Origin of the sequence: Lysinibacillus sp. FSL K6-1151 (assembly GCF_038630755.1) — a bacterium.
Lineage (GTDB): Bacteria > Bacillota > Bacilli > Bacillales_A > Planococcaceae > Lysinibacillus > Lysinibacillus fusiformis_D.
Genome location: NZ_CP152040.1, coordinates 4,462,368 through 4,486,800, shown reverse-complemented (window position 1 = coordinate 4,486,800; position 24,433 = coordinate 4,462,368). Strand labels below are relative to the sequence as shown.

23 protein-coding genes and 2 other annotated features are annotated in these 24,433 nt (G+C 39.5%); all 23 genes read left to right on the top strand.

The window, feature by feature from the left end; genetic code table 11:
- Positions 1–79 precede the first annotated feature (79 nt).
- The 23 genes from ispF to tuf all read left to right on the top strand — a co-directional run bounded on the left by ispF (position 80) and on the right by tuf (position 24,398).
- Positions 80–556 (top strand): 2-C-methyl-D-erythritol 2,4-cyclodiphosphate synthase, encoded by a 477-nt coding sequence (gene ispF, locus MHI04_RS21835; RefSeq protein ID WP_089933398.1) that lies wholly within the window; start codon positions 80–82, stop codon positions 554–556.
- A 90-nt stretch (positions 557–646) separates the two neighbouring features.
- On the top strand, positions 647–2,107 hold the full coding sequence (gene gltX / locus MHI04_RS21830) for a glutamate--tRNA ligase (RefSeq protein ID WP_340812363.1): 1,461 nt from the start codon (positions 647–649) through the stop codon (positions 2,105–2,107).
- A gap of 50 nt (positions 2,108–2,157) precedes the next feature.
- Positions 2,158–2,377 (top strand) — a binding site (T-box leader).
- Between the two features lie 197 nt (positions 2,378–2,574).
- Positions 2,575–3,225 (top strand): serine O-acetyltransferase EpsC, encoded by a 651-nt coding sequence (gene epsC, locus MHI04_RS21825; protein ID WP_036123753.1) that lies wholly within the window; start codon positions 2,575–2,577, stop codon positions 3,223–3,225.
- On the top strand, positions 3,222–4,622 hold the full coding sequence (cysS, locus tag MHI04_RS21820) for a cysteine--tRNA ligase (protein ID WP_342504328.1): 1,401 nt from the start codon (positions 3,222–3,224) through the stop codon (positions 4,620–4,622). Before epsC ends, cysS begins: the two co-directional genes overlap by 4 nt.
- Before the next feature lie 5 nt (positions 4,623–4,627).
- A complete protein-coding gene (locus tag MHI04_RS21815; protein ID WP_089933406.1) occupies positions 4,628–5,047 on the top strand; it encodes a Mini-ribonuclease 3 in 420 nt (139 codons plus the stop codon).
- Positions 5,047–5,799: a 23S rRNA (guanosine(2251)-2'-O)-methyltransferase RlmB gene (gene rlmB / locus MHI04_RS21810; RefSeq protein ID WP_036123745.1), complete on the top strand. Its 753-nt coding sequence runs from the start codon at positions 5,047–5,049 to the stop codon at positions 5,797–5,799. Before MHI04_RS21815 ends, rlmB begins: the two co-directional genes overlap by 1 nt.
- 2 nt (positions 5,800–5,801) lie before the next feature.
- Positions 5,802–6,314: an NYN domain-containing protein gene (locus MHI04_RS21805; protein WP_036123742.1), complete on the top strand. Its 513-nt coding sequence runs from the start codon at positions 5,802–5,804 to the stop codon at positions 6,312–6,314.
- Positions 6,315–6,382: 68 nt separating this feature from the next.
- Positions 6,383–7,030 carry an RNA polymerase sporulation sigma factor SigH gene (gene sigH / locus MHI04_RS21800; RefSeq protein ID WP_036123738.1) on the top strand — a complete coding sequence of 216 codons (648 nt, stop codon included), beginning with the start codon at positions 6,383–6,385 and terminating at the stop codon, positions 7,028–7,030.
- A gap of 77 nt (positions 7,031–7,107) precedes the next feature.
- On the top strand, positions 7,108–7,254 hold the full coding sequence (rpmG, locus tag MHI04_RS21795; RefSeq protein WP_004233588.1) for a 50S ribosomal protein L33: 147 nt from the start codon (positions 7,108–7,110) through the stop codon (positions 7,252–7,254).
- Positions 7,255–7,302: 48 nt separating this feature from the next.
- Positions 7,303–7,488: a preprotein translocase subunit SecE gene (secE, locus tag MHI04_RS21790; RefSeq protein ID WP_036123733.1), complete on the top strand. Its 186-nt coding sequence runs from the start codon at positions 7,303–7,305 to the stop codon at positions 7,486–7,488.
- Positions 7,489–7,837: 349 nt separating this feature from the next.
- Positions 7,838–8,371, top strand: coding sequence for a transcription termination/antitermination protein NusG (gene nusG, locus MHI04_RS21785; RefSeq protein ID WP_036123731.1), 534 nt, complete (start codon positions 7,838–7,840; stop codon positions 8,369–8,371).
- A 230-nt stretch (positions 8,372–8,601) separates the two neighbouring features.
- Complete coding sequence (rplK, locus tag MHI04_RS21780) at positions 8,602–9,027, top strand: 50S ribosomal protein L11 (protein ID WP_004233593.1); 426 nt, start codon at positions 8,602–8,604, stop codon at positions 9,025–9,027.
- 116 nt (positions 9,028–9,143) lie between these two features.
- Entirely contained in the window at positions 9,144–9,842 is a 699-nt protein-coding gene (gene rplA / locus MHI04_RS21775; RefSeq protein WP_036123728.1) for a 50S ribosomal protein L1, read from the top strand.
- A gap of 53 nt (positions 9,843–9,895) precedes the next feature.
- Positions 9,896–10,042 (top strand) — a sequence feature (ribosomal protein L10 leader region).
- A gap of 32 nt (positions 10,043–10,074) precedes the next feature.
- Entirely contained in the window at positions 10,075–10,575 is a 501-nt protein-coding gene (gene rplJ / locus MHI04_RS21770) for a 50S ribosomal protein L10 (protein ID WP_004233596.1), read from the top strand.
- A gap of 73 nt (positions 10,576–10,648) precedes the next feature.
- A complete protein-coding gene (gene rplL / locus MHI04_RS21765; RefSeq protein ID WP_004233598.1) occupies positions 10,649–11,008 on the top strand; it encodes a 50S ribosomal protein L7/L12 in 360 nt (119 codons plus the stop codon).
- Between the two features lie 76 nt (positions 11,009–11,084).
- On the top strand, positions 11,085–11,687 hold the full coding sequence (locus MHI04_RS21760) for a class I SAM-dependent methyltransferase (protein WP_058845123.1): 603 nt from the start codon (positions 11,085–11,087) through the stop codon (positions 11,685–11,687).
- A 241-nt stretch (positions 11,688–11,928) separates the two neighbouring features.
- Positions 11,929–15,504, top strand: a complete 3,576-nt coding sequence (rpoB, locus tag MHI04_RS21755; RefSeq protein WP_170829859.1) for a DNA-directed RNA polymerase subunit beta — start codon at positions 11,929–11,931, stop codon at positions 15,502–15,504.
- Between the two features lie 203 nt (positions 15,505–15,707).
- Positions 15,708–19,391, top strand: a complete 3,684-nt coding sequence (gene rpoC, locus MHI04_RS21750; RefSeq protein ID WP_058845122.1) for a DNA-directed RNA polymerase subunit beta' — start codon at positions 15,708–15,710, stop codon at positions 19,389–19,391.
- A 137-nt stretch (positions 19,392–19,528) separates the two neighbouring features.
- The gene (locus tag MHI04_RS21745) at positions 19,529–19,777 is read left to right on the top strand and encodes a ribosomal L7Ae/L30e/S12e/Gadd45 family protein (RefSeq protein WP_036123715.1); all 249 of its coding nucleotides are present in this window, start codon (positions 19,529–19,531) and stop codon (positions 19,775–19,777) included.
- Positions 19,778–19,875: 98 nt separating this feature from the next.
- On the top strand, positions 19,876–20,295 hold the full coding sequence (gene rpsL, locus MHI04_RS21740) for a 30S ribosomal protein S12 (protein ID WP_010860613.1): 420 nt from the start codon (positions 19,876–19,878) through the stop codon (positions 20,293–20,295).
- A gap of 149 nt (positions 20,296–20,444) precedes the next feature.
- Positions 20,445–20,915: a 30S ribosomal protein S7 gene (rpsG, locus tag MHI04_RS21735; protein WP_036123710.1), complete on the top strand. Its 471-nt coding sequence runs from the start codon at positions 20,445–20,447 to the stop codon at positions 20,913–20,915.
- An 80-nt stretch (positions 20,916–20,995) separates the two neighbouring features.
- Entirely contained in the window at positions 20,996–23,074 is a 2,079-nt protein-coding gene (gene fusA, locus MHI04_RS21730; RefSeq protein ID WP_036123709.1) for an elongation factor G, read from the top strand.
- 136 nt (positions 23,075–23,210) lie between these two features.
- On the top strand, positions 23,211–24,398 hold the full coding sequence (gene tuf / locus MHI04_RS21725; RefSeq protein WP_036123706.1) for an elongation factor Tu: 1,188 nt from the start codon (positions 23,211–23,213) through the stop codon (positions 24,396–24,398).
- Positions 24,399–24,433 lie beyond the last annotated feature (35 nt).

Sequence of the window (24,433 nt, the reverse complement as noted above, 5' to 3'; positions counted from 1 at the left end):
AAGGTGAATGAGACTGCGCTTACAGCAGGCAAAGAGCTGGTTTGATCCACATGTTTTGCTAAAGTAGTCTCTCTATCATATGTTTCGAATTGGACAAGGTTTTGATGTACATGCATTTGAAGAAGGTCGTCCATTAATTATTGGTGGTATTACGATTCCACATGAAAAAGGGCTAGTAGGGCATTCTGATGCAGATGTTCTTTTACACACGGTTACGGATGCAGCTCTAGGGGCAATTGGAGAAGGAGATATCGGTCGTCATTTTCCAGATACGGACCCAGCCTTTAAAGACGCTGATTCAGCAAAACTATTAGCGTATATTTGGAAAATTGTTGAGGACAAAGGCTATGTGCTAGGGAATGTAGATTGTACAATTATGGCACAGCGCCCCAAGATGGCGCCTTATATTGGACAGATGCAAAATCGCATCGCTGAATTGCTCCATGCAGAGCCGTCTCAAGTCAATGTAAAGGCAACGACAACTGAACGTTTAGGTTTTACAGGTCGTGAGGAAGGTATAGCGGCTATGGCCACAATTCTATTGATGAAGAAATAAATGCGGATTAACTCCGCTTTTATTTCCTGTAACAGAGTGGTAAAATGAACAAAGTCAATTTTTTGATCGAAAATTTAGGAGGCTTTTAATATGACGAAAGAAGTTCGCGTTCGATACGCGCCATCTCCAACAGGTTTTTTACATATCGGTGGAGCGCGTACAGCATTATTCAATTATTTATATGCAAAACATCATAACGGTAAATTCATTGTACGTATTGAAGATACGGATATTGAACGTAATGTAGAGGGCGGAGAAGCATCTCAGCTAGATAACCTAAAATGGTTAGGTATTGAATATGATGAGTCCATTGATATTGGTGGACCTTATGCGCCTTATCGTCAAATGGAACGTCTTGATATTTACAAAGAGCACGCTGAGAAATTATTAGAACAAGGTGTTGCTTACAAATGTTTCTGTTCATCAGAAAAGCTTGAAGCATCACGTGAAGAACAAAAAGCAAGGGGTGTAGCGGCTCCTACTTATGATGGGACATGTCGTCACTTATCAGCAGAGGAAGTCGCAGCTAAAGAAGCAGCGGGCGAGCCATATACAATCCGTATGCGTGTTCCTGAAAATGTAACTTATGAGTTTGAAGATTTAGTTCGTGGACCAGTTACATTTGAATCTAAAGACATTGGTGATTGGGTACTTGTAAAAGCAAATGGTATTCCAACATATAACTATGCGGTTGTGCTAGACGATCACTTTATGGAAATCTCGCATGTTTTCCGTGGAGAAGAGCATTTATCGAATACGCCAAAGCAAATGATGATTTTTGATGCATTTGGCTGGGAATATCCACGCTTCGGTCATATGACATTAATTATTAATGAAAATCGTAAAAAGCTATCTAAACGTGATGAATCAATTATTCAATTTATCACGCAATATAAAGATTTAGGATATCTTCCTGAAGCAATGTTCAACTTCTTTGCGCTACTTGGATGGTCTCCAGAAGGGGAAGAAGAGATCTTCTCTAAAGAAGAGTTTATTAAAATCTTTGATGAAAAACGTCTTTCTAAATCACCATCTATGTTCGATAAGCAAAAGCTGACATGGATGAATAATCAATATATTAAAAAACTATCTTTAGAGGAAGTCGTAGCATTGTCTTTACCACACTTGCAAAAAGCAGAGCTATTACCTGAAGAACTTACGGCAGAGCAATATGCATGGGCGACGGATTTAATCGCACTTTATCACGATCAAATGAGCTTTGGGGCAGAGATTGTGGAGTTATCTAGCCTATTCTTTAACGACCATATTGAATATGATGAAGAAGCAAAAGAGGTTTTAGCGGGAGAGCAAGTGCCTGAAGTAATGGCAGCATTTAAAGCAGAGCTTGAGCAATTAGAAGAATTTACACCAGATGCAGTAAAAGCTGCTATTAAAGCTGTGCAAAAAGCAACAGGTCATAAAGGTAAAAATCTATTTATGCCAATTCGTGTTGTAACAACAGGTGAAACGCATGGACCAGAGTTACCAAATGCGATTTGTTTAATTGGTAAAGAGAAAACAATTGACCGCGTAGAAAAATTTGCCCAATAAAGAGAAATTTATTGACAATCCATTCTTTCGTTGTAAAATGTATTTACATTGAAAAAGCGTTGATAAGGAGAAGTAAGTGGCGCATGCTCTTAAGAGAGGACCATCACCGGCTGAAAGTGGTCTGAGCCCAGGCAAAACTGAAATGCACCTTTGAGCATAGAGCTGAACTATAGTAGGCTTTATCGAGTCGTTCCCGTTAAAGAACGTCCAGAGTGGAAGGCATCTTTGCCTTCAAACAGAGTGGAACCACGCATTTTAAGCGTCTCTGTCATTCCCTTTTGGGGATGATAGGGGCGCTTTTTATTTTTTAGAAAAAGGCAATGATGCAGGCTTCACTAATTTACAAGGAGGCGTCAATACCACATCATCTACGCAGGGAATCTGAAGGAAATTGGCAATTGCTATCGTTTTAGTGTGTAGGATTTCAAAGGATTTGAGCAAGACCAACATGAAAAGGGGGAGTTTTTGTGTTTAAAAGAATGAAGGAAGATGTGGAAACAATTTTTGAGAATGATCCAGCAGCGCGTAGTGTATTTGAAGTGGTGTTAACCTATTCTGGTTTGCATGCGACATGGGCGCATCGAGTGGCGCATTGGTTCTTTAAAAGACGTTTTTATTTTATAGCTCGTGCCATTTCGCAAATTAGCCGTTTCTTTACGGGGATTGAAATTCACCCAGGTGCAAAAATTGGTCGTCGTTTCTTTATAGACCATGGTATGGGTGTTGTCATTGGTGAAACATGTGAAATTGGTAATAATGTTACTTTGTATCAAGGTGTAACATTAGGTGGTACAGGGAAAGAAAAAGGAAAACGACACCCTACGTTAGAGGACAATGTGCTTGTTGCAACGGGCGCGAAAGTATTAGGCTCTATCACAATTGGTGAGAATAGTAAAATTGGTGCGGGATCAGTTGTTTTAAAAGAAGTACCGCCAAACGCTACAGTTGTCGGTATTCCTGGTAAAATAGTAATTAAGGATGGAGTTCGTCTAGAGAAAAAACTAGATCATCAAAATATACCTGATCCTGTGGAAGAACGTTGTCAAGTTTTCGAGAAGCAAATCACTGAATTGCAGCAGGAAATCGAACGCTTACAAAAGGAGAGAGAAACACAATGAGTATTCAAATATTTAACTCATTAACAAGACAAAAGGAAACCTTCGTACCGCTAGAAGAAGGAAAAGTTAAAATGTATGTCTGCGGTCCGACTGTTTATAACTATATCCATATTGGAAATTCACGTCCTGTCATTGTGTATGATACAGTTCGCCGTTATTTTCAATATAAAGGCTATGATGTAAAATTCGTATCCAATTTTACGGATGTAGACGATAAAATCATTAAGGCAGCAAATGAGTTAGGCGAAGAAGTGCATGAATTAACAGAGCGCTTTATTGCTGCGTACTTCGAGGATGTTACAGCACTAGGGTGCAAAAAAGCGGATGTTCATCCACGTGTAACAGAGCATATGGACGATATCATTCAATTTATTCAAGTATTAATTGATAAAGGCTATGCTTATGAATCTGCTGGGGATGTGTATTATCGCACACGTAAGTTTGATGGCTATGGTAAATTATCGCATCAATCAGTAGACGATTTAAAAATCGGTGCTCGTATTGAAGCAGGCGAGAAAAAAGATGATGCATTAGATTTTGCTTTATGGAAAGCTGCGAAGCCGGGTGAGATCTTCTGGGAAAGTCCATGGGGAGATGGTCGTCCAGGCTGGCATATTGAATGTTCTGTAATGGCTCGTGAGCATTTAGGAGATACTATTGATATTCATGCTGGTGGGCAAGATTTAACTTTCCCTCACCATGAAAATGAAATTGCTCAATCAGAAGCACATAACGATAAAACATTTGCACGTTATTGGATGCATAACGGGTATATTAATATCGATAATGAAAAGATGTCTAAATCTCTTGGCAATTTCATTCTTGTTAATGATATTCGTAAACAAATTAATCCACAGATACTACGTTTCTTTATGCTATCGGTTCATTATCGTCACCCAATTAACTTTGCTAAAGATTTAGTAGAAGCTGCTGCAACGGGCTTAGAACGCATTCGTACAGCTTACAATAATGTGAAGCATCGTCTTACAACTACAGCAAGCTTAGGTGATCACTCGGAAGAATGGCTGAGCAAAATTGCTGAACAAAAAGCACAGTTTGAAGAGGCAATGGATGATGACTTTAATACTGCAAACGCTATTTCAGTATTATTCGAGGTAGCACGTATTGCTAATATTTACTTAAATGAAGCAAATACTTGCAAAAAAGTTTTAGAAACATTTATGGAAACTTTTGAAGTAGTAGGCGACGTCTTAGGTATTGAATTTGTAAAAGAAGAAGAGCTATTAGACGAAGAAATTGAAGCATTGCTACAAGAGCGCGTAGAGGCACGTAAAAACCGTGATTTTGCTCGTTCTGATGAGATCCGTGACCATTTGCAAGCCCAGGGTATCATTTTAGAAGATACACGACAAGGAACTAGATGGAAACGAGGGTAATAAAGTTGGATAAACTTCGCAATGAAGATGTTAAGCAATTAAATGCGCTGGCATTAGCCTATATGGGGGATGCCGTATTAGAACAAAAAATACGTGAGCATTTGCTACGTTCTGGCCGTGTTAAGCCGAATACGCTGCATCGAGAGGCAACTCGTTATGTTTCAGCAAAAGCGCAATCTATGATCGTTCATCGCATGATGGATGAAAATTATTTAACAGAGGAGGAATTGGCTGTGTTCCGTCGTGGACGCAATGCCAAATCCGGCTCTGTACCAAAAAATACAGATGTCCAAACCTATCGTAATAGCTCAGGCTTTGAGGCAGTGCTTGGTAGTTTATATTTATTAAATGAACTAGAACGCGTGTATGAAATCATTGCATATGCTATTCAAATAATCGAGGAATCAAAGGGAGTGTCTAAATAATGGCAGAACAGAATGGTGAAATTATTGCCGGTAAAAACCCAGTGTTAGAAGCACTTCGTTCAGGCCGCGATATGAATAAAGTATGGATTGCAGAAGGTGTCAAAAAATCTGGTGTGAATGAATTGCTAGATTTAGCCCGAGAACGTGGTGTAATAGTTCAGTTTGTCCCAAAAAAGAAAGTCGATCAATTATCGAGTGCTAATCATCAAGGAATTGTTGCATCTGTTGCCGCTTATAAGTATGCTGAACTTGAGGATTTATTTGCAGCTGCAGCCAATAAACAGGAAGATCCTTTTTTCCTAATTTTAGACGAGCTAGAGGATCCTCATAATCTAGGGTCTATTATGCGAACGGCTGATGCTATCGGAGCACATGGTATTATTATTCCAAAGCGTCGATCTGTTAGTTTAACAGCTGTAGTGGCAAAAGCATCCACAGGTGCTATTGAACATGTTCCAGTTGTACGTGTGAACAATCTTGCTCAAACGGTTGATGAACTAAAAGAACGAGGTGTATGGATCGCTGGTACAGATGCGAAGGGCTCGGTGGATTATCGAAAAATGGATGCCACATTACCGTTAGCCATCATTATTGGCAGTGAGGGCAAGGGAATGGGTCGTTTATTAAAAGAAAAATGCGATTTTTTATATCACTTACCAATGGTTGGGCATGTTACATCATTAAACGCATCAGTTGCTGCAGCGCTTTTAATGTATGAAGTGTATCGTAAACGTCAAGAAGCGAATGAGTAACAATGAAAAACATTTTGCTTGTTGATGGCTATAATATGATTGGATCTTGGAAAGAGCTGCGGCCATTGCGTGATACAAATTTTGAGGATGCGCGCAGAAAGCTGATAGAAGTTATGGCTGAATATAAAGCGGCTATGGACTGGCGCGTAATTATTGTTTTTGACGCACATCTTGTACCAGGAGTTGAGCAATCTTATATAGAAAATGGTGTAGAAGTCATTTATACCCGTAAAAATGAAACGGCAGATGAACGAATAGAAAAAATGACGCGTGAACTAAAGGCTAGAAATGTACAGATACATGTAGCAACGTCCGATATGGCAGAGCAAAGCGTTATCTTTGGTAATGGTGCTCTAAGGAAATCGGCTAGAGAGCTAGAAATTGATACAAGCATTATCCAACATAAAATTTCACATGACGTGAGGCGCAAACAAGAAAGCAAGCCGCCTTCTCGTATAGAATTAAAGCCAGATGTTGCACTTGCTTTTGAAAAATGGCGACGAGGATTGAAATGATAGATTGACGCATATTTTCCAATTCCGTTATACTGTTCCTAATTATCTGTTGTGGCTGAGGTGATACCATGTTTAAAAATAGCATTGTACAAGTGACACAAGATTTTGAACGATTCAATGATGAAGAACTTATTGAAATGGTGCATCAAGGTAATACAGATGCGTTGGATTACTTAATTACGAAATACCGTTTGTTAGTAAGAGCAAAGGCAAGGTCCTATTTCTTAATTGGAGCAGATAAGGAAGACATCGTGCAAGAGGGTATGATCGGTTTATATAAAGCGATTCGTGATTTTAAAGGCGATAAACTGGCTTCTTTTAGGGCTTTTGCAGAGCTGTGTATTACAAGGCAGATCATCACGGCGATTAAAACAGCTACTAGGCAAAAGCATATTCCACTAAACTCCTATATCTCTTTGGACAAGCCTATATTTGATGAAGAGTCAGACCGAACGCTAATGGATGTGCTAACAGGTGCTATTATGGACGATCCAGAAGAATTGATGATTCATAGAGAAGAGTTCGGCTATTTAGAAGAAAAAATGAGTGAGATTTTAAGTGAATTAGAACTACAAGTTTTAGCTTTATATTTAGATGGTCAGTCTTATCATGAAATTTCTGAGAAATTAAATCGCCATGTGAAATCGATTGATAATGCATTGCAGCGGGTCAAGCGTAAATTAGAGCGACATTTGGTCCTTGAGGAAATGTCTTAGTCCATATAGGCCTTTATTGACATTGACAAATATAGGTGTTAGTCTTAAAAAGACAAAGTGCCGAAAAAGGTGAGTATATGGCAAAAAAAGTCGTGCTAAATTGCGAGAAATGCGGGTCGAGAAATTACACGTTCCCAGCTAAAGAAGGTTCAACTGTACGTCTCGAATTAAAGAAATTTTGCTCGCATTGCAATGAACATACAATGCATAAACAAACGCTATAAAATGATATGTAAATAGACAGATATGATTGATTCGGAGGTTAAGCTAGAATGGGCAAGATCAAAGGCTTTTTAAGTGATGTAATGTCTGAAATGCGCAAAACAAGCTGGCCAAAAAGTAAAGAACTAACGAAATATACAGTCGTTGTAATTTCAACTGTTGTCATTATGGCTTTATTTTTTGTATTAGTTGACTTAGGTGTTTCATCATTATTCCGCTGGTACTTAGATTTATAATTTAGTAAATAGCATATTTTTGAAATAGCCCGTCCATTGTAATAACGGGTTTTTTCGTTTGTTTTATCTTCATTCAGCAGAAAACTTTATCTATTGGTTTGATGACATGGTGAAGTGAAGGTCAGTAAAATACGCTCATGATGATAAGGATGCTACTAGGAGAGTATGATAGTAGTGATTGATGACTATGCTAGTTTCGGTATATATCATCGGGCTTTCGCTGGCTATTAGCGAAAGCTATATTTTTCTAATGAGATGTTTGTGAAAAGAGTAAGAATGCGTTTAGCATATCGCGATTCATTTTCACTTTTATTTGTAAGGGAGGGACGGACGAGGAGTCCTAGTAGTTATGGAGAAAAATTGGTATGTTGTTCATACGTATTCAGGGTATGAAAACCGTGTAAAAGCAAACCTAGAAAAACGTGTAGAAACAATGGGAATGCAAGATAAAATCTTCCGTGTAATTGTTCCTGAGCACGAGGAAACAGAAATGAAAGATGGGAAAAAGCGCACGATGATGCGCAAAGTTTTCCCTGGTTATGTGTTAGTTGAGTTAATTATGACAGACGATTCTTGGTATGTAGTACGAAATACGCCAGGCGTTACTGGCTTTATCGGCTCATCAGGTGGAGGAGCAAAACCAACACCTTTACTACCAGAGGAAGCAGATCGTCTACTACAACAAATGGGTATGACTGATAAGGTTGTAGAAGTTGATATAACTGTTGGTGAGGCTGTTGAAGTATTAGAAGGGCCGTTCGCTCATTTCCAAGGGCGTGTTGAGGAAATTGACACGGAAAAAGGAAAAATAAAAGTGTCGGTTGATATGTTTGGTCGCGAAACAATTATGGAGCTAGATTTCGAACAAATTCAAAAATTATAGTTCCAGTAATTGATCTATGACATGTCAATTGGTAGATGTTTCGCAGATTTTGTTAATTACTACTTGCTTAAAAAAATTAAAAGTGGTATCATTTCATAGGTCAGACTGTCATACTTTTAGTTGACGTCTGTATTGATAATTTTAATGTTATCGGCACTTAGCTGACAGACAGATATTGAGTGGGAGGGGCAACCCAATTACCACATCACGGACTTAAGGAGGTGTGTCTCGTGGCTAAAAAAGTTATTAAAGTTGTAAAACTTCAAATCCCTGCTGGTAAAGCTAACCCAGCTCCACCGGTTGGTCCTGCATTAGGTCAAGCGGGTGTGAACATCATGGGATTCTGTAAAGAATTCAATGCGCGTACTGCTGATCAAGCTGGTCTTATTATTCCAGTTGAAATTTCAGTATTCGAGGACCGTTCTTTCACTTTCATTACAAAAACTCCACCTGCAGCAGTGTTACTTAAAGTAGCAGCTGGTATCCAATCAGGATCTGGTGAACCAAATCGTAAAAAAGTGGCAACGGTTAAGCGTGATAAAGTTCGCGAAATCGCTGAAACTAAAATGCCAGACCTTAACGCTGCTTCAGTGGAAGCTGCTATGTTAATGGTTGAAGGTACTGCACGAAGCATGGGTATTGTTATCGAAGACTAATCCCATTTACTTGATGTTTTGTTTTTTGGAAGGTTGCGAAGTTTCTTTGTGAACACGCAACCTTTATTCGTGGGAGGTAAAATCCGCTATAACCACAATCAAGGAGGAAATATATAATGGCTAAAAAAGGTAAAAAACTGCAAGATGCAGTAAAATTAATTGATCGTAACTCACTATATAGTGCACAAGAAGCAATCGAACTTGCTCAAAAAACTAGCACAGTTAACTTCGACGCTACTGTAGAAGTTGCTTTCCGTCTAGGTATTGATACTCGTAAAAACGACCAACAAATCCGTGGTGCAGTAGTGCTACCAAACGGTACTGGTAAAACTCAACGTGTATTAGTATTCGCAAAAGGTGAGAAACTTAAAGAAGCTGAAGCAGCTGGTGCTGACTATGTAGGCGATGCAGAATACATCCAAAAAATCCAACAAGGTTGGTTTGATTTCGATGTAATCGTAGCAACTCCTGACATGATGGGCGAAGTTGGTAAACTTGGTCGTGTATTAGGACCTAAAGGTTTAATGCCAAACCCTAAAACTGGTACAGTTACTTTCGATGTAACAAAAGCGATCGAAGAAATCAAAGCTGGTAAAGTAGAATACCGTGCTGATAAAGCTGGTATCATCCACGCTCCTATCGGTAAAGTTTCTTTCTCAGCAGAAAAATTAGTAGAAAACTTCTTAGCTGTTTTTGATGTAGTGCAAAAAGCAAAACCTGCTGCAGCTAAAGGTACTTACATGAAATCTGTAAATGTTACAACTACAATGGGCCCAGCTATTAAAGTTGACGCTTCTAACGTAGTAGTAAAATAATTTATATATATGTGTTGACGACAGTGAGTATACATGATATTATAGTTGCTGTTGTGAATTATCCATTTGTACCGTAGACAGTAGGGGTGACTTGTCACTTAATGATCCTACCGAGGACATCGGAATTCAGATTCTTATTTTAAAGATGATGACTTTCAGCCTCTGCGTCTATTTGACCCAGAGGCTTTTCTTTTGTCGGTATAAATGACCCATTCTAATAGGAGGTGTCATCATGAGCAAAGCAATCGAAAACAAACAAGTACAAGTTCAAGAGATTACTGAAAAATTCCAAGGCGCTGCTTCTGTAGTAGTTGTGGATTACCGTGGTCTTAATGTTGCACAAGTAACTGAGCTTCGTAAACAACTTCGTGAAGCTGGCGTTGAGTTCAAAGTTTACAAAAATACTTTAACTCGTCGTGCTGCTGAGGCTGCTGGTCTTGAAGGAATCAACGACGTATTAGTTGGTCCTAACGCAATTGCGTTCTCAAATGAAGATGTTGTAGCGCCTGCTAAAATCATCAACGAGTTCGCTAAGAAAAACGAAGCTTTAGAAATTAAAGCGGGTATTATTGAAGGTACAATCTCTTCTGTTGAAGATGTTAAAGCACTTGCAGAACTTCCATCACGCGAAGGTCTACTTTCTATGCTTTTATCTGTACTTCAAGCTCCAGTGCGTAACTTCGCACTTGCAACAAAAGCTGTTGCAGAACAAAAAGAAGAACAAGGCGCGTAATTTAATACGCACTCAGACTTCTGCGGCCTGATCGCAAAAAAATAAAACATTATCCAATTAGGAGGAAATTATAATGAATAAAGAGCAAATCTTAGAAGCTATCAAAGCTATGACAGTTCTTGAATTAAACGATTTAGTAAAAGCAATCGAAGAAGAATTCGGTGTAACAGCTGCTGCTCCTGTAGCAGTAGTTGCTGGCGGTGCTGCTGCAGCTGAAGAAAAAACTGAATTTGACGTAGTATTAGCATCTGCTGGTGCAGAAAAAATCAAAGTAATCAAAGTGGTTCGTGAAATCACTGGTTTAGGTCTTAAAGAAGCTAAAGAAGTAGTAGATAACGCTCCTAAAGCTCTTAAAGAAGGCGTTTCTAAAGATGAAGCTGAAGAAATCAAAGCTAAACTTGAAGAAGTTGGCGCATCTGTAGAAGTTAAGTAATCTCGTATTACTTTTTAACAAAAGGAAAGCTCGTCATTTTGGCGAGCTTTTTTCTTCATTCTGAGGAGGCATGAAAATGTCAGATCATTATTATACAAGTAAGCCTCAAACTGAGAGTAAACCTCGTCACTGGACATTCAAGTTACTAGGGCATTCGTTTTCGTTTGAAACGGATGCAGGTGTATTTAGTAAAAGCGAAGTAGATTTTGGATCCCGTGTTTTAATAGACGCTTTTAAAATGCCTAATATTAATGGTGCGATATTGGATGTAGGTTGTGGATATGGGCCGATAGGATTATCGATTGCCAAAGCGAATCCAGACCGTACCGTTTATATGATGGATATAAATGAACGCGCAGTTACACTTTCGCAGAAAAATGCGCAAGTGAACGGTGTTCAAAATGTGCGAATATTTGTGAGTGACGGCCTATCGATGGTTGATACAGATGTAGAAGCTGCAGCTATCTTAACGAATCCACCAATTCGTGCAGGGAAGGAAACGATTTTCCGCTTTTACGATGGAGCTTATGATCGACTAGTGCCTTCGGGTGAGCTTTGGGTAGTCATCCAGAAGAAACAAGGAGCACCATCGACAGTAAGTTACCTAGAAGAAAAATTTTCAGAAGTCGATATTGTCGAGAAGAAAAAAGGGTACTGGATAGTACGCGCAAAAAAATAAATGAAATATGTATAATTTATTGACTTGACAAATCGGCTATGATAATATGATACAATGCAAAAATATTATTTTGAGGTCGTATGCCCTTTTGTATAGAAATGTTTTTATATGGGTATACTTGCCAAGATAAGTTTAGTTAACCGAAAATGAGATCTTTTTGAAGACTCGTTTTCTTTTTGTCTTTCGAAATCATACACTATTTGTATGATTTTGCAAAGACCTAATATCGCTTTATTGAGGGGTGAATGAGTTGACAGGTCAACTAGTTCAGTACGGACAACACCGCCAGCGTAGAAGCTTTGCGCGTATTAAAGAGGTGCTTGAGCTTCCAAATCTGATTGAGATTCAAACGGCGTCTTACGAGTGGTTCCTTGAAGAAGGTTTACGTGAAATGTTCCGTGACATTTCGCCGATCGAGGACTTTACAGGTAATCTTTCATTAGAATTCATCGATTATTCATTAGGTGAGCCTAAGTATGATGTTGATGAATGTAAAGAGCGAGATGTTACTTACGCAGCTCCATTACGTGTGAAAGTACGTCTTTACAACAAAGAAACAGACGAAGTGAAAGAACAAGATGTCTTCATGGGTGACTTCCCATTAATGACAGAAACAGGTACGTTCATTATCAATGGTGCTGAACGTGTTATCGTTTCACAATTAGTTCGTTCACCAAGTGTGTATTTCCATGATAAAACTGATAAAAACGGTAAAAAAGGTTTCGGCGCAACAGTGATTCCAAACCGTGGTGCATGGTTAGAGTATGAAACTGATGCAAAAGACGTAGTTTATGTGCGTATCGATCGTACTCGTAAGCTACCAGTAACAGTGTTACTACGTGCACTAGGCTTCGGTTCAGACCAAGAAATTATCGATATTATCGGTGATAACGAGTATTTACGTAATACGTTAGAAAAAGATAACTCTGAAAGTACAGAAAAAGCACTTTTAGAAATCTATGAACGTTTACGTCCAGGTGAGCCTCCAACAGTAGAAAGTGCGAAGAGTTTATTGTACTCTCGTTTCTTCGATGCAAAACGTTATGATTTAGCGAATGTTGGTCGCTACAAAATGAATAAAAAGCTTCATATTAAAAATCGTTTATTTAACCAAACGATTGCTGAAACGCTTGTAGATCCTGAAACAGGCGAAATTTTAGTAGAAAAGGGTACAGTGCTTGACCGTCGTACTTTAGATAAAATTCTACCTTACCTAGAAGATTCATCAAAAGGTATTGGTTACCGTACTTTATCGCAAGTTGGTGGCGTGCTTGAGGACGATGTAACAATCCAATCTATTAAGATTTATGCACCGAAAGATGAAGCACAAAAAGAAATTAATATCATCAGTAATGCGTACATTGATGAAGAAGTGAAGAATATTACACCAGCTGACGTTTTATCTTCAGTAAGCTATTTCTTCAACTTACTTTACCAAGTAGGCGCAACAGATGATATTGACCATTTAGGTAACCGTCGTCTACGTTCAGTAGGTGAGTTACTACAAAACCAATTCCGTATCGGTTTATCTCGTATGGAACGTGTAGTACGTGAGCGTATGTCCATTAACGACACAGCTGCAATCGTACCGCAACAATTAATTAATATTCGTCCTGTAATTGCGTCTATTAAAGAGTTCTTCGGTAGCTCTCAATTATCTCAATTCATGGACCAAACAAACCCTCTAGCAGAGTTAACACATAAACGTCGTTTATCTGCATTAGGGCCTGGTGGTTTAACACGTGAGCGTGCTGGTTTTGAAGTGCGTGACGTTCACTACTCTCACTACGGTCGTATGTGTCCAATCGAGACACCTGAGGGTCCAAACATTGGTTTAATCAACTCATTATCTTCATTTGCCAAAGTCAATAAATTTGGATTCATCGAAACGCCTTATCGTCGTATTGATCACGAAACAGGCCGAGTAACGGATCAAATTGATTATTTAACAGCTGATGAAGAAGATAACTACTATGTAGCACAAGCAAACTCGCTATTAAATCCAGATGGTACATTTACTAATGAAGAAGTAGTAGGTCGTTTCCGTGGGGATAACACAGTATTCAATAAAGCTCAAATGGACTACATGGACGTATCTCCTAAACAAGTAGTTTCTGCTGCGACTGCCTGTATCCCGTTCTTAGAAAACGATGACTCTAACCGTGCACTTATGGGTGCCAACATGCAACGTCAAGCAGTTCCACTTCTTAACCCAGAAGCACCATTCGTTGGTACGGGTATGGAACATGTTGATGCGCGTGATTCAGGTGCAGCTGTTGTAGCGAAATACGATGGTATTGTTGAGCACGTAGAGGCTCGCTCTATCCATGTTCGTCGCATTGAAGTTGTAGACGGCAAAGAGGTTAAAGGCGATTTAACAAAATATAAATTACAAAAATTCATTCGTTCAAACCAAGGTACTTCATATAACCAACGTCCACTTGTAAAAGTTGGCGAGCGTGTGAAGCCTCGTGATATTTTAGCAGACGGTCCATCAATGGAAAGAGGAGAACTGGCTCTTGGACGTAACGTACTTGTTGCATTCATGACTTGGAACGGCTTTAACTATGAGGATGCTGTTATTATGAGCGAGCGCCTTGTAAAAGACGATGTCTATACATCTGTTCATATTGAAGAATATGAATCAGAATCTCGTGATACAAAGCTTGGGCCTGAAGAAATCACTCGCGATATTCCGAACGTTGGGGAAGATGCACTTCGTAACCTAGACGAACGTGGTATTATCCGTATTGGTGCGGAAGTACGTGATGGCGATATTCTGGTAGGGAAAGTAACACCTAAAGGGGTTACAGAATTAACTGCGGAAGAGCGTTTATTACATGCAATCTTCGGTGAAAAGGCTCGTGAGGTTCGTGATACTTCATTACGTGTACCACACGGTGCTGGCGGTATCATTCTTGACGTTAAAGTATTTAACCGTGAAGATGGCGATGAATTACCACCAGGCGTTAACCAATTAGTTCGTGCTTATATTGTTCAAAAACGTAAAATTCGCGTTGGGGACAAAATGGCCGGACGTCATGGTAACAAAGGGGTTATCTCTCGTATCTTACCGGAAGAAGATATGCCATTCATGCCAGATGGCACGCCTGTTGATATCATGTTAAATCCGCTTGGTGTACCTTCTCGTATGAATATCGGACAAGTTTTAGAGTTACACTTAGGTATGGCTTCTCGCTACCTAGGCGTCCACATGGCAACACCAGTATTTGATGGTGCTAATGAAGAAGACGTTTGGGAAACAATGGAAGAAGCAGGGATGAACCGTGACGGTAAAACAATCCTGTATGATGGACGTTCTGGTGAACCATTTGATAACCGTGTATCTGTTGGGATCATGTACATGATCAAACTTGCTCACATGGTTGATGATAAACTTCACGCACGTTCAACTGGTCCTTATTCACTTGTTACGCAGCAACCACTTGGTGGTAAAGCGCAATTTGGTGGACAACGTTTTGGTGAGATGGAGGTATGGGCACTTGAAGCATACGGTGCTGCATATACACTTCAAGAAATCTTAACGGTTAAATCCGATGACGTTGTTGGTCGTGTGAAAACATATGAAGCCATCGTTAAAGGTGAAAGTGTACCAGAGCCAGGTGTTCCTGAATCATTCAAAGTATTGATTAAAGAACTTCAATCTCTTGGTATGGATGTTAAGATGTTAACAGTTAATGATGAAGAAGTAGAGCTTCGCGATTTAGACGAAGAAGAAGATCTTCAACCAGCTGATGCACTTAACATTGCACCACAGCCAGATACAGAAGAAGAGCCAGTAGAGTCTTTTGAATAATGGAAACCCAAATTCACAATGGTGAATAAGGTCAAACTTATTTTTCAAATTAGCCGGGCAGGATTTAACGCCCTGCCTGGCTTTTTCTTTTAATAAATCATTCTATTTCTAATCCTTTGCCAAAGAGGCAATTCTTTGCAAGCGATTATCGAGCTGCGTAAAAGAGTCTTTATAAAGACCTATACTAGAGGGAGGTAGGCTCCTTGATAGACGTTAATGAATTTGAATATATGAAAATCGGTTTAGCATCCCCTGACAAGATTCGTTCTTGGTCATATGGTGAGGTTAAAAAGCCTGAAACAATTAACTACCGTACATTAAAACCAGAAAAAGATGGTTTATTCTGTGAACGTATCTTTGGTCCAACTAAAGATTGGGAATGTCATTGTGGTAAATATAAACGTGTACGCTATAAAGGCGTAGTTTGTGACCGTTGTGGCGTTGAAGTAACACGCGCTAAAGTTCGTCGTGAACGTATGGGACACATCGAATTAGCAGCACCAGTTTCTCATATCTGGTACTTCAAAGGTATTCCAAGCCGTATGGGTCTAATCCTAGATATGTCACCACGTGCATTAGAAGAAGTTATTTATTTTGCTTCATATGTTGTGATTGATGCGGGTGCTACTAACTTAGAAAGCAAACAATTACTTTCTGAAAAAGAGTACCGTGCATACCGTGAAAAATTCGGCAACACATTCGAAGCTGCAATGGGTGCAGAAGCAATCAAAAAACTATTAAGCAAAATTGACTTAGAGGATGAAACACATTCTTTAAAAGAAGAGTTAAAATCTGCACAAGGTCAAAGACGTACTCGTGCTATCAAACGTCTAGAAGTTGTTGAATCTTTCCGTAACTCAGGTAACTCACCTGAATGGATGATTCTAGATGTTCTACCTGTTATTCCACCAGAGCTTCGTCCAATGGTGCAATTAGATGGTGGTCGTTTTGCAACTTCCGATTTAAACGATTTATACCGTCGTGTAATCAACCGTAATAATCGTTTAAAACGTTTATTAGATTTAGGTGCGCCAAGCATCATCGTACAAAACGAAAAGCGTATGCTACAAGAAGCTGTTGACGCATTAATTGATAATGGTCGTCGCGGACGTCCTGTAACAGGTCCTGGTAACCGTCCACTAAAATCACTTTCACATATGCTGAAAGGTAAACAAGGTCGTTTCCGTCAAAACTTACTTGGTAAACGTGTTGACTATTCTGGTCGTTCCGTTATCGTAGTAGGTCCAAACTTAAAAATGTACCAATGTGGTTTACCAAAAGAAATGGCTATCGAATTATTCAAGCCATTCGTAATGAAAGAGTTAGTAGAGCGTGGTCTTGCTCATAACATTAAATCTGCTAAGCGTAAAATTGAACGTTTAAACAATGACGTTTGGGACGTTTTAGAAGATGTTATTCGTGAGCATCCGGTATTACTAAACCGTGCACCAACGCTTCACCGTCTTGGTATTCAAGCATTTGAACCAACACTAGTTGAAGGTCGTGCTATTCGTCTTCACCCATTAGTATGTACAGCGTATAACGCTGACTTCGATGGTGACCAAATGGCGGTTCACGTACCGTTATCAGCAGAAGCTCAAGCAGAAGCTCGTCTTCTAATGCTTGCAGCACAAAACATCTTGAATCCAAAAGATGGTAAACCTGTTGTAACACCTTCTCAAGATATGGTATTAGGAAACTACTACCTAACACTTGAACGTGAAGATGCTCGTGGTGAAGGTACTGTTTTCTATGGTCCAAATGAAGTCTTAATTGCATATGATACAGGTCATGTACATTTGCATACACGTATCGCGATTAAAGCAAGTTCGTTAAATAACCCAACATTCACAGAAGAACAAAATAATATGTTCCTATTGACAACTGTTGGTAAAGTAATCTTTAACGAAATCTTGCCAAAATCATTCCCTTATATTAATGAGCCAACTGATTTCAACTTAGAGCAAGTAACACCAGAGAAATACTTCGCTAATTTAGTAATTGACGAAGATACTCTGAAAGAGCTTGAATCAGATAGCGCTTATAATAATTTAGATGAAAAAGGGAAAATTGATGCACAACGTACAGCTGTATTGCGTAAATATTTTGCATCAGTACCAGTTGTAAATCCATTCCGTAAAAAATTCTTAGGAAATATCATTGCTGAAGTGTTTAAACGTTTCCACATTACTGAAACATCTAAAATGCTTGACCGCATGAAAAACCTAGGATTTAAATATTCAACACGTGCTGGTATTACTGTAGGTGTATCTGACATCGTGGTATTACCTGATAAAGGTGAAATTTTAGCTGTAGCTCAAGAAAAAGTGGATAAAGTTCAAGCGCAATTCCGTCGTGGTTTCATTACAGAGGATGAACGTTATGATCGTGTTATCTCAAGCTGGAGTGCTGCGAAAGACGAAATTCAAGCGAAACTGATGAAGTCACTTGAGAAAACAAACCCAATTTTCATGATGTCTGATTCAGGTGCCCGTGGTAACGCATCTAACTTTACGCAGTTAGCTGGTATGCGTGGTCTGATGGCCAACCCGGCTGGTCGTATTATTGAACTTCCAATTAAATCTTCATTCCGTGAAGGTTTAACAGTATTAGAGTACTTCATCTCTACTCACGGTGCTCGTAAAGGTCTTGCCGATACAGCCCTTAAAACTGCCGATTCAGGTTACTTAACACGTCGTCTTGTTGACGTTGCACAGGATGTTATTGTACGTGAAGATGACTGTGGTACTGACCGTGGCTTAACAATTGGTGCATTAATGGAAGGCACAGAACTGATTGAAGCTCTAGATGAACGTATTGTTGGTCGTCATACGAAGAAAACAATCGTACATCCTGAAACGGGTGAAGTTATTTTAGGAAGAGATGGTTTAATCGACCAAGATGTTGCTCGTGCAATTATTGAAGCAGGTATCGAGGAAGTGACAATCCGTTCAGCATTTACATGTAATACAAAACATGGCGTATGTAAAAAATGTTACGGCATGAACTTGGCAACAGGTGAAAAGGTTGAGGTTGGAGAGGCAGTTGGTATTATTGCAGCTCAATCAATCGGTGAACCAGGTACACAATTAACAATGCGTACATTCCATACAGGTGGGGTTGCCGGAGATGATATTACACAAGGTCTTCCACGTATCCAAGAGATCTTTGAAGCACGTAATCCAAAAGGTCAATCTGTTATTTCAGAAATCACAGGTACTGTTTCAGATATCACAGAAATTCGTGAAGGCTTAAAAGAAATTACTATTCAAGGTGACGTAGAAACGCGTAAGTATCAAGCACCTTATAATGCACGTTTAAAAGTTATCGAAGGTGATAATGTAGAGCGTGGTCAAGTTTTAACAGAGGGTTCTATCGATCCAAAACAATTGTTAAAAGTCAAAGACGTTTCAACTGTTCAAGAATATTTATTAAAAGAAGTTCAAAAAGTATACCGTATGCAAGGGGTAGAAATTGGTGATAAACATATCGAGGTAATGGTTCGCCAAATGCTTCGTAAAGTACGTGTAATTGAAGCTGGAGATACAGATTTATTACCAGGTTCATTACTAGATATCCACCAATTTGCAGAGGCAAATGCAGATGCTGTTATGAATGGCAAAAATCCTGCAACTTGTCGTCCTGTTATCCTGGGTATTACAAAAGCTTCTCTTGAAACAGAATCATTCTTATCTGCAGCATCGTTCCAAGAAACAACACGTGTGTTAACAGATGCAGCAATTAAGGGTAAACGTGACGAGCTTCTTGGATTAAAAGAGAACGTAATTATCGGTAAACTTGTTCCTGCAGGTACTGGTATGCAACGTTACCGTCAAATCCGCATCGAAAAAGATGAGCTTGACACAGAAGTTGTTTCTGCCGAATAGACATTAAAATAGGACCGAAGAGAGGGAATTTCACCGTCTCTTCGGACTTTTTAAAGATATTAGTTGACAGTGTAAATTGGTAATGATAATATATTGAAGGTTGATAGTTAACTGTCTGTACTTCGGAGGATATGAAAATGTCTTATGATAAAGTAAGGGCTAGTCAAACAATCATAGGTACAAAGCAAGCAGTAAAAGCAATGCGAGCCGGTTCAGTGAAAGAACTTCTTGTGGCACTTGATGCAGACAATTGGGTAACCGATTCGGCCATATCTTTCGCGAGAGAAATCGGTATACCAGTTATTCTTGTTGAGTCGAAAAAGGAACTGGGCAAGGCCTGTGGAATCCATGTTGGAGCTGCGGTAGTTGCGATTACTGTAGAGTAGTTTTTGTGTATTAAACACAAAGACTTTGTTTTTACCCAAAAAATGAACCACCTGGATGTGTGGTATTAACAAGGAATAAATGAAGGGAGGAAATATCGATGCCTACAATTAACCAATTAGTACGTAAGCCTCGTCAATCTAAAATCACGAAATCAAAATCACCAGCGTTAAACAAAGGATATAACTCATTTAAAAAATCTTTAACTGATGTTAAATCACCACAAAAACGCGGTGTTTGTACTCGTGTTGGTACAATGACACCTCGTAAACCGAACTCAGCGTTACGTAAATACGCTCGTGTACGTTTAACTAACCAAATTGAGGTTACAGCTTATATCCCAGGTGAAGGCCACAACTTACAAGAGCACAGTGTTGTTCTTATCCGTGGCGGACGCGTAAAAGACTTAGCGGGTGTTCGTTACCATATCGTACGTGGAGCTCTTGATACAGCTGGTGTAAACGGTCGTTTACAATCACGTTCTAAATACGGAACAAAACGCCCTAAAGAAAAAAAATAATTTAACGTTAAATAACGTTATTTAATACTGAGCCTCATACTAATTGTCACAAATATCGAATCTTGCTAGCAGATTTGATATTTGATCGACAAATACGAAAAGGCCAACTTTATAAAATAATCGATAACTATTCGAAAGGAGGAAAACACATGCCTCGTAAAGGTCCTGTTTCCAAACGTGACGTGTTACCAGATCCAATTTATAGTTCAAAACTAGTAACTCGTTTAATCAATAAAATGATGGTTGATGGTAAAAGAGGTACTTCTCAAAAGATTTTATACGGTGCGTTCGAACTTGTTAAAGAACGTTCTGGTGAAAATCCAATTGAAGTATTCGAAGCCGCTCTAAACAACGTAATGCCAGTTCTTGAAGTTCGTGCTCGCCGTGTTGGTGGTTCAAACTACCAAGTACCGGTTGAAGTACGTCCAGAACGTCGTACAACTTTAGGTCTTCGTTACCTAGTTAACTATGCTCGTCTTCGTGGTGAAAAAACTATGGAAGAACGTTTAGCTAACGAAATTCTTGATGCTTCTAACAACACTGGTGCATCAGTTAAGAAACGTGAAGACATGCACAAAATGGCAGAAGCGAACAAAGCATTCGCTCACTACCGTTGGTAATTTAACCTATGTGTTAGCCAGTTAGCTAACACAAGGTCTCTTATACAGTCTTTACCCCAATATGGAAGGAGAAATTTCCTATGAAACGCGAATTCTCACTTGAGAATACTCGTAATATTGGGATCATGGCTCACATTGATGCTGGTAAAACAACAACAACTGAGCGTATCCTTTATTACACTGGTAAGATTCACAAAATCGGTGAAACTCATGAAGGCGCTTCTCAAATGGACTGGATGGAGCAAGAGCAAGAGCGTGGTATTACAATCACTTCTGCTGCAACAACAGCCCAATGGGCAGGCCATCGTGTAAACATCATCGATACTCCTGGACACGTAGACTTCACTGTAGAAGTAGAACGTTCATTACGTGTACTTGACGGTGCTGTTACAGTACTAGATGCTCAATCTGGTGTTGAGCCTCAAACTGAAACTGTATGGCGTCAAGCTACAACTTATGGTGTTCCACGTATTGTATTCATTAACAAAATGGATAAAACAGGAGCAGATTTCTTATATTCTGTAGGAACTCTACATGATCGTTTACAAGCAAACGCTCACCCTATCCAATTACCTATCGGAGCTGAAGATCAATTCTCAGCAATCATCGACCTAGTTGAGATGAAAGCTACTTTCTATGGCGACGAAAAAGGTACAGCAGTAACTGAAGGAGAAATTCCTGAAGAATACCGCGCACAAGCTGAAGAATACCGTGAAAAACTAATCGACGCTGTTGCAAGTGTTGATGAAGAAATCATGGAAAAATATTTAGAAGGCGAAGAAATTACTGTTGCGGAACTTAAAGCGGCGATCCGTCGTGCTACAATCGCAGTAGAATTCTACCCAGTAATCTGTGGTACAGCATTCAAACACAAAGGCGTACGTCCAATGTTAAATGCCGTTATCGATTACTTACCATCTCCAGTTGATGTACCAGCAATCAAAGGTACTTCAGTAGATGGTGACGAAGAGTTAGAACGTAAATCTTCTGATGCAGAGCCATTCTCAGCTCTTGCATTCAAAGTTATGACTGACCCATTCGTAGGTAAATTAACTTTCTTCCGTGTGTACTCTGGAACATTAGATTCAGGTTCATACGTGCAAAACTCTTCTAAAGGTAAACGTGAGCGTGTAGGTCGTATCCTACAAATGCACGCTAACTCTCGTGAAGAGATCTCAAAAGTATTTGCTGGAGACATCGCGGCAGCAGTAGGTCTTAAAGACACTACTACTGGTGATACTCTTTGTGACGAGAAGAACCTAGTTATTCTTGAATCAATGGAGTTCCCTGAGCCAGTAATTTCTCTTTCTGTAGAACCAAAATCAAAAGCTGACCAAGATAAAATGGGTCAAGCTTTACAAAAACTTCAAGAAGAGGATCCAACTTTCCGTGCTCATACTGACACAGAAACTGGACAAACAATCATCTCAGGTATGGGTGAACTTCACCTTGATATCTTAGTTGACCGTATGCGCCGTGAATTTAAAGTAGAAGCTAACGTAGGTGCTCCAATGGTATCTTACCGTGAAACATTCCGTAGCTCTGCAAAAGTTCAAGGTAAATTCACTCGCCAATCTGGTGGTCGTGGACAATACGGAGATGTAACGATTGAGTTCTCTCCAAATGAAGAAGGTAAAGGATTTGAATTCGAAAACGCTATCGTTGGTGGTGTAATTCCTCGTGAATACATTCCTGCAGTTGAAGCAGGTCTTCGTGACTCTCTTGACCGCGGTGTAGTAGCTGGTTACCCTCTAATCGACATTAAAGCGAAATTAGTATTCGGTTCTTACCATGACGTTGACTCGAATGAGATGGCGTTCAAAATTGCTGCATCTATGGCTCTTAAAGAAGCTTCGAAACAATGTGACGCTGTTATCTTAGAACCAATGATGAAAGTAGAAGTTGTAATTCCAGAAGAATACCTTGGCGATATCATGGGTAACATTACTTCTCGTCGCGGACGCGTTGAGGGTATGGATGCTCGTGGTAACTCACAAGTTGTTCGTGCGATGGTTCCTTTAGCAGAAATGTTTGGTTATGCAACAACACTTCGTTCTGCAACACAAGGTCGTGGTGTATTCTCAATGACATTCGATCATTATGAAGAAGTACCAAAATCAATTGCTGCTGAAATCATCAAAAAAAATAAAGGTGAATAATTGAATTTTCATCTTGCATAAAGTATAACTAATTTGTAAGCTATGATTGCAGGATAGGGGATGGGCCCGTTCTCTATCGGCATTCATTCTATAAATTTCAAAAATAAAACATATAATTTTGAGGAGGCAATCTCTAATGGCTAAAGAAAAATTTGACCGTTCTAAAACGCATGCTAACATTGGTACAATCGGACACGTTGACCATGGTAAAACTACTTTAACTGCTGCAATCGCTACAGTTCTTTCTAAAAAAATGGGTGGTACAGCTAAATCATACGCTGACATCGATAACGCTCCAGAAGAAAAAGAGCGTGGTATCACAATCAACACTTCTCACGTAGAATATGAAACAGAAACTCGTCACTATGCACACGTTGACTGCCCAGGACACGCTGACTATGTTAAAAACATGATCACTGGTGCTGCACAAATGGACGGCGGTATCTTAGTAGTATCTGCTGCTGATGGCCCAATGCCACAAACTCGTGAACACATCCTTTTATCTCGTCAAGTAGGTGTTCCATACTTAGTAGTATTCATGAACAAATGTGATATGGTTGATGACGAAGAATTATTAGAATTAGTAGAAATGGAAATCCGTGATCTACTATCTGAATATGACTTCCCAGGTGACGATATTCCTGTAATCAAAGGTTCTGCTCTTAAAGCTCTTGAAGGTGAACCAGAATGGGAAGAAAAAATCGTTGAATTAATGGACGCTGTAGATTCTTACATCCCAACTCCAGAACGTCAAACTGACAAACCATTCATGATGCCAGTAGAGGACGTATTCTCTATCACTGGTCGTGGTACAGTTGCAACTGGCCGTGTTGAACGTGGTCAAGTTAAAGTTGGTGACGTAATTGAAATCATCGGTATCGCTGAAGAAGCTAAATCTACTACTGTAACTGGTGTAGAAATGTTCCGTAAATTATTAGACTATGCTGAAGCTGGTGACAATATCGGTGCTTTACTACGTGGTGTTGCTCGTGAAGAAATCCAACGTGGTCAAGTATTAGCTAAACCAGGTTCAATCACTCCACACACAAACTTCAAAGCTGAAGTTTACGTTTTATCAAAAGAAGAGGGTGGCCGTCATACTCCATTCTTCTCTAACTACCGTCCTCAGTTCTACTTCCGTACAACTGACGTAACAGGTATCTGTAACTTACCAGAAGGCGTTGAAATGGTAATGCCTGGTGATAACATCGAAATGACAGTTGAACTTATCGCTCCAATCGCTCTTGAAGAAGGTACTAAATTCTCTATCCGTGAGGGTGGCCGTACTGTAGGCGCTGGCGTAGTTGCTTCTATCCAAAAATAATTTTAGCTTTCGCTAATTATCAAACCAATCTGTAG

What these genes read in the sequence shown, in the direction of transcription:
- ispF (WP_089933398.1), top strand. Translation starts at nt 80, where the DNA reads ATGTTTCGAATTGGACAAGGTTTTGATGTACATGCATTTGAAGAAGGT.
- gltX (WP_340812363.1), top strand. Translation starts at nt 647, where the DNA reads ATGACGAAAGAAGTTCGCGTTCGATACGCGCCATCTCCAACAGGTTTT.
- cysS (WP_342504328.1), top strand. Translation starts at nt 3,222, where the DNA reads ATGAGTATTCAAATATTTAACTCATTAACAAGACAAAAGGAAACCTTC.
- rlmB (WP_036123745.1), top strand. Translation starts at nt 5,047, where the DNA reads ATGGCAGAACAGAATGGTGAAATTATTGCCGGTAAAAACCCAGTGTTA.
- MHI04_RS21805 (WP_036123742.1), top strand. Translation starts at nt 5,802, where the DNA reads ATGAAAAACATTTTGCTTGTTGATGGCTATAATATGATTGGATCTTGG.
- sigH (WP_036123738.1), top strand. Translation starts at nt 6,383, where the DNA reads ATGTTTAAAAATAGCATTGTACAAGTGACACAAGATTTTGAACGATTC.
- rpmG (WP_004233588.1), top strand. Translation starts at nt 7,108, where the DNA reads ATGGCAAAAAAAGTCGTGCTAAATTGCGAGAAATGCGGGTCGAGAAAT.
- secE (WP_036123733.1), top strand. Translation starts at nt 7,303, where the DNA reads ATGGGCAAGATCAAAGGCTTTTTAAGTGATGTAATGTCTGAAATGCGC.
- nusG (WP_036123731.1), top strand. Translation starts at nt 7,838, where the DNA reads ATGGAGAAAAATTGGTATGTTGTTCATACGTATTCAGGGTATGAAAAC.
- rplA (WP_036123728.1), top strand. Translation starts at nt 9,144, where the DNA reads ATGGCTAAAAAAGGTAAAAAACTGCAAGATGCAGTAAAATTAATTGAT.
- rplJ (WP_004233596.1), top strand. Translation starts at nt 10,075, where the DNA reads ATGAGCAAAGCAATCGAAAACAAACAAGTACAAGTTCAAGAGATTACT.
- rplL (WP_004233598.1), top strand. Translation starts at nt 10,649, where the DNA reads ATGAATAAAGAGCAAATCTTAGAAGCTATCAAAGCTATGACAGTTCTT.
- MHI04_RS21760 (WP_058845123.1), top strand. Translation starts at nt 11,085, where the DNA reads ATGTCAGATCATTATTATACAAGTAAGCCTCAAACTGAGAGTAAACCT.
- MHI04_RS21745 (WP_036123715.1), top strand. Translation starts at nt 19,529, where the DNA reads ATGTCTTATGATAAAGTAAGGGCTAGTCAAACAATCATAGGTACAAAG.
- rpsL (WP_010860613.1), top strand. Translation starts at nt 19,876, where the DNA reads ATGCCTACAATTAACCAATTAGTACGTAAGCCTCGTCAATCTAAAATC.
- rpsG (WP_036123710.1), top strand. Translation starts at nt 20,445, where the DNA reads ATGCCTCGTAAAGGTCCTGTTTCCAAACGTGACGTGTTACCAGATCCA.
- fusA (WP_036123709.1), top strand. Translation starts at nt 20,996, where the DNA reads ATGAAACGCGAATTCTCACTTGAGAATACTCGTAATATTGGGATCATG.
- tuf (WP_036123706.1), top strand. Translation starts at nt 23,211, where the DNA reads ATGGCTAAAGAAAAATTTGACCGTTCTAAAACGCATGCTAACATTGGT.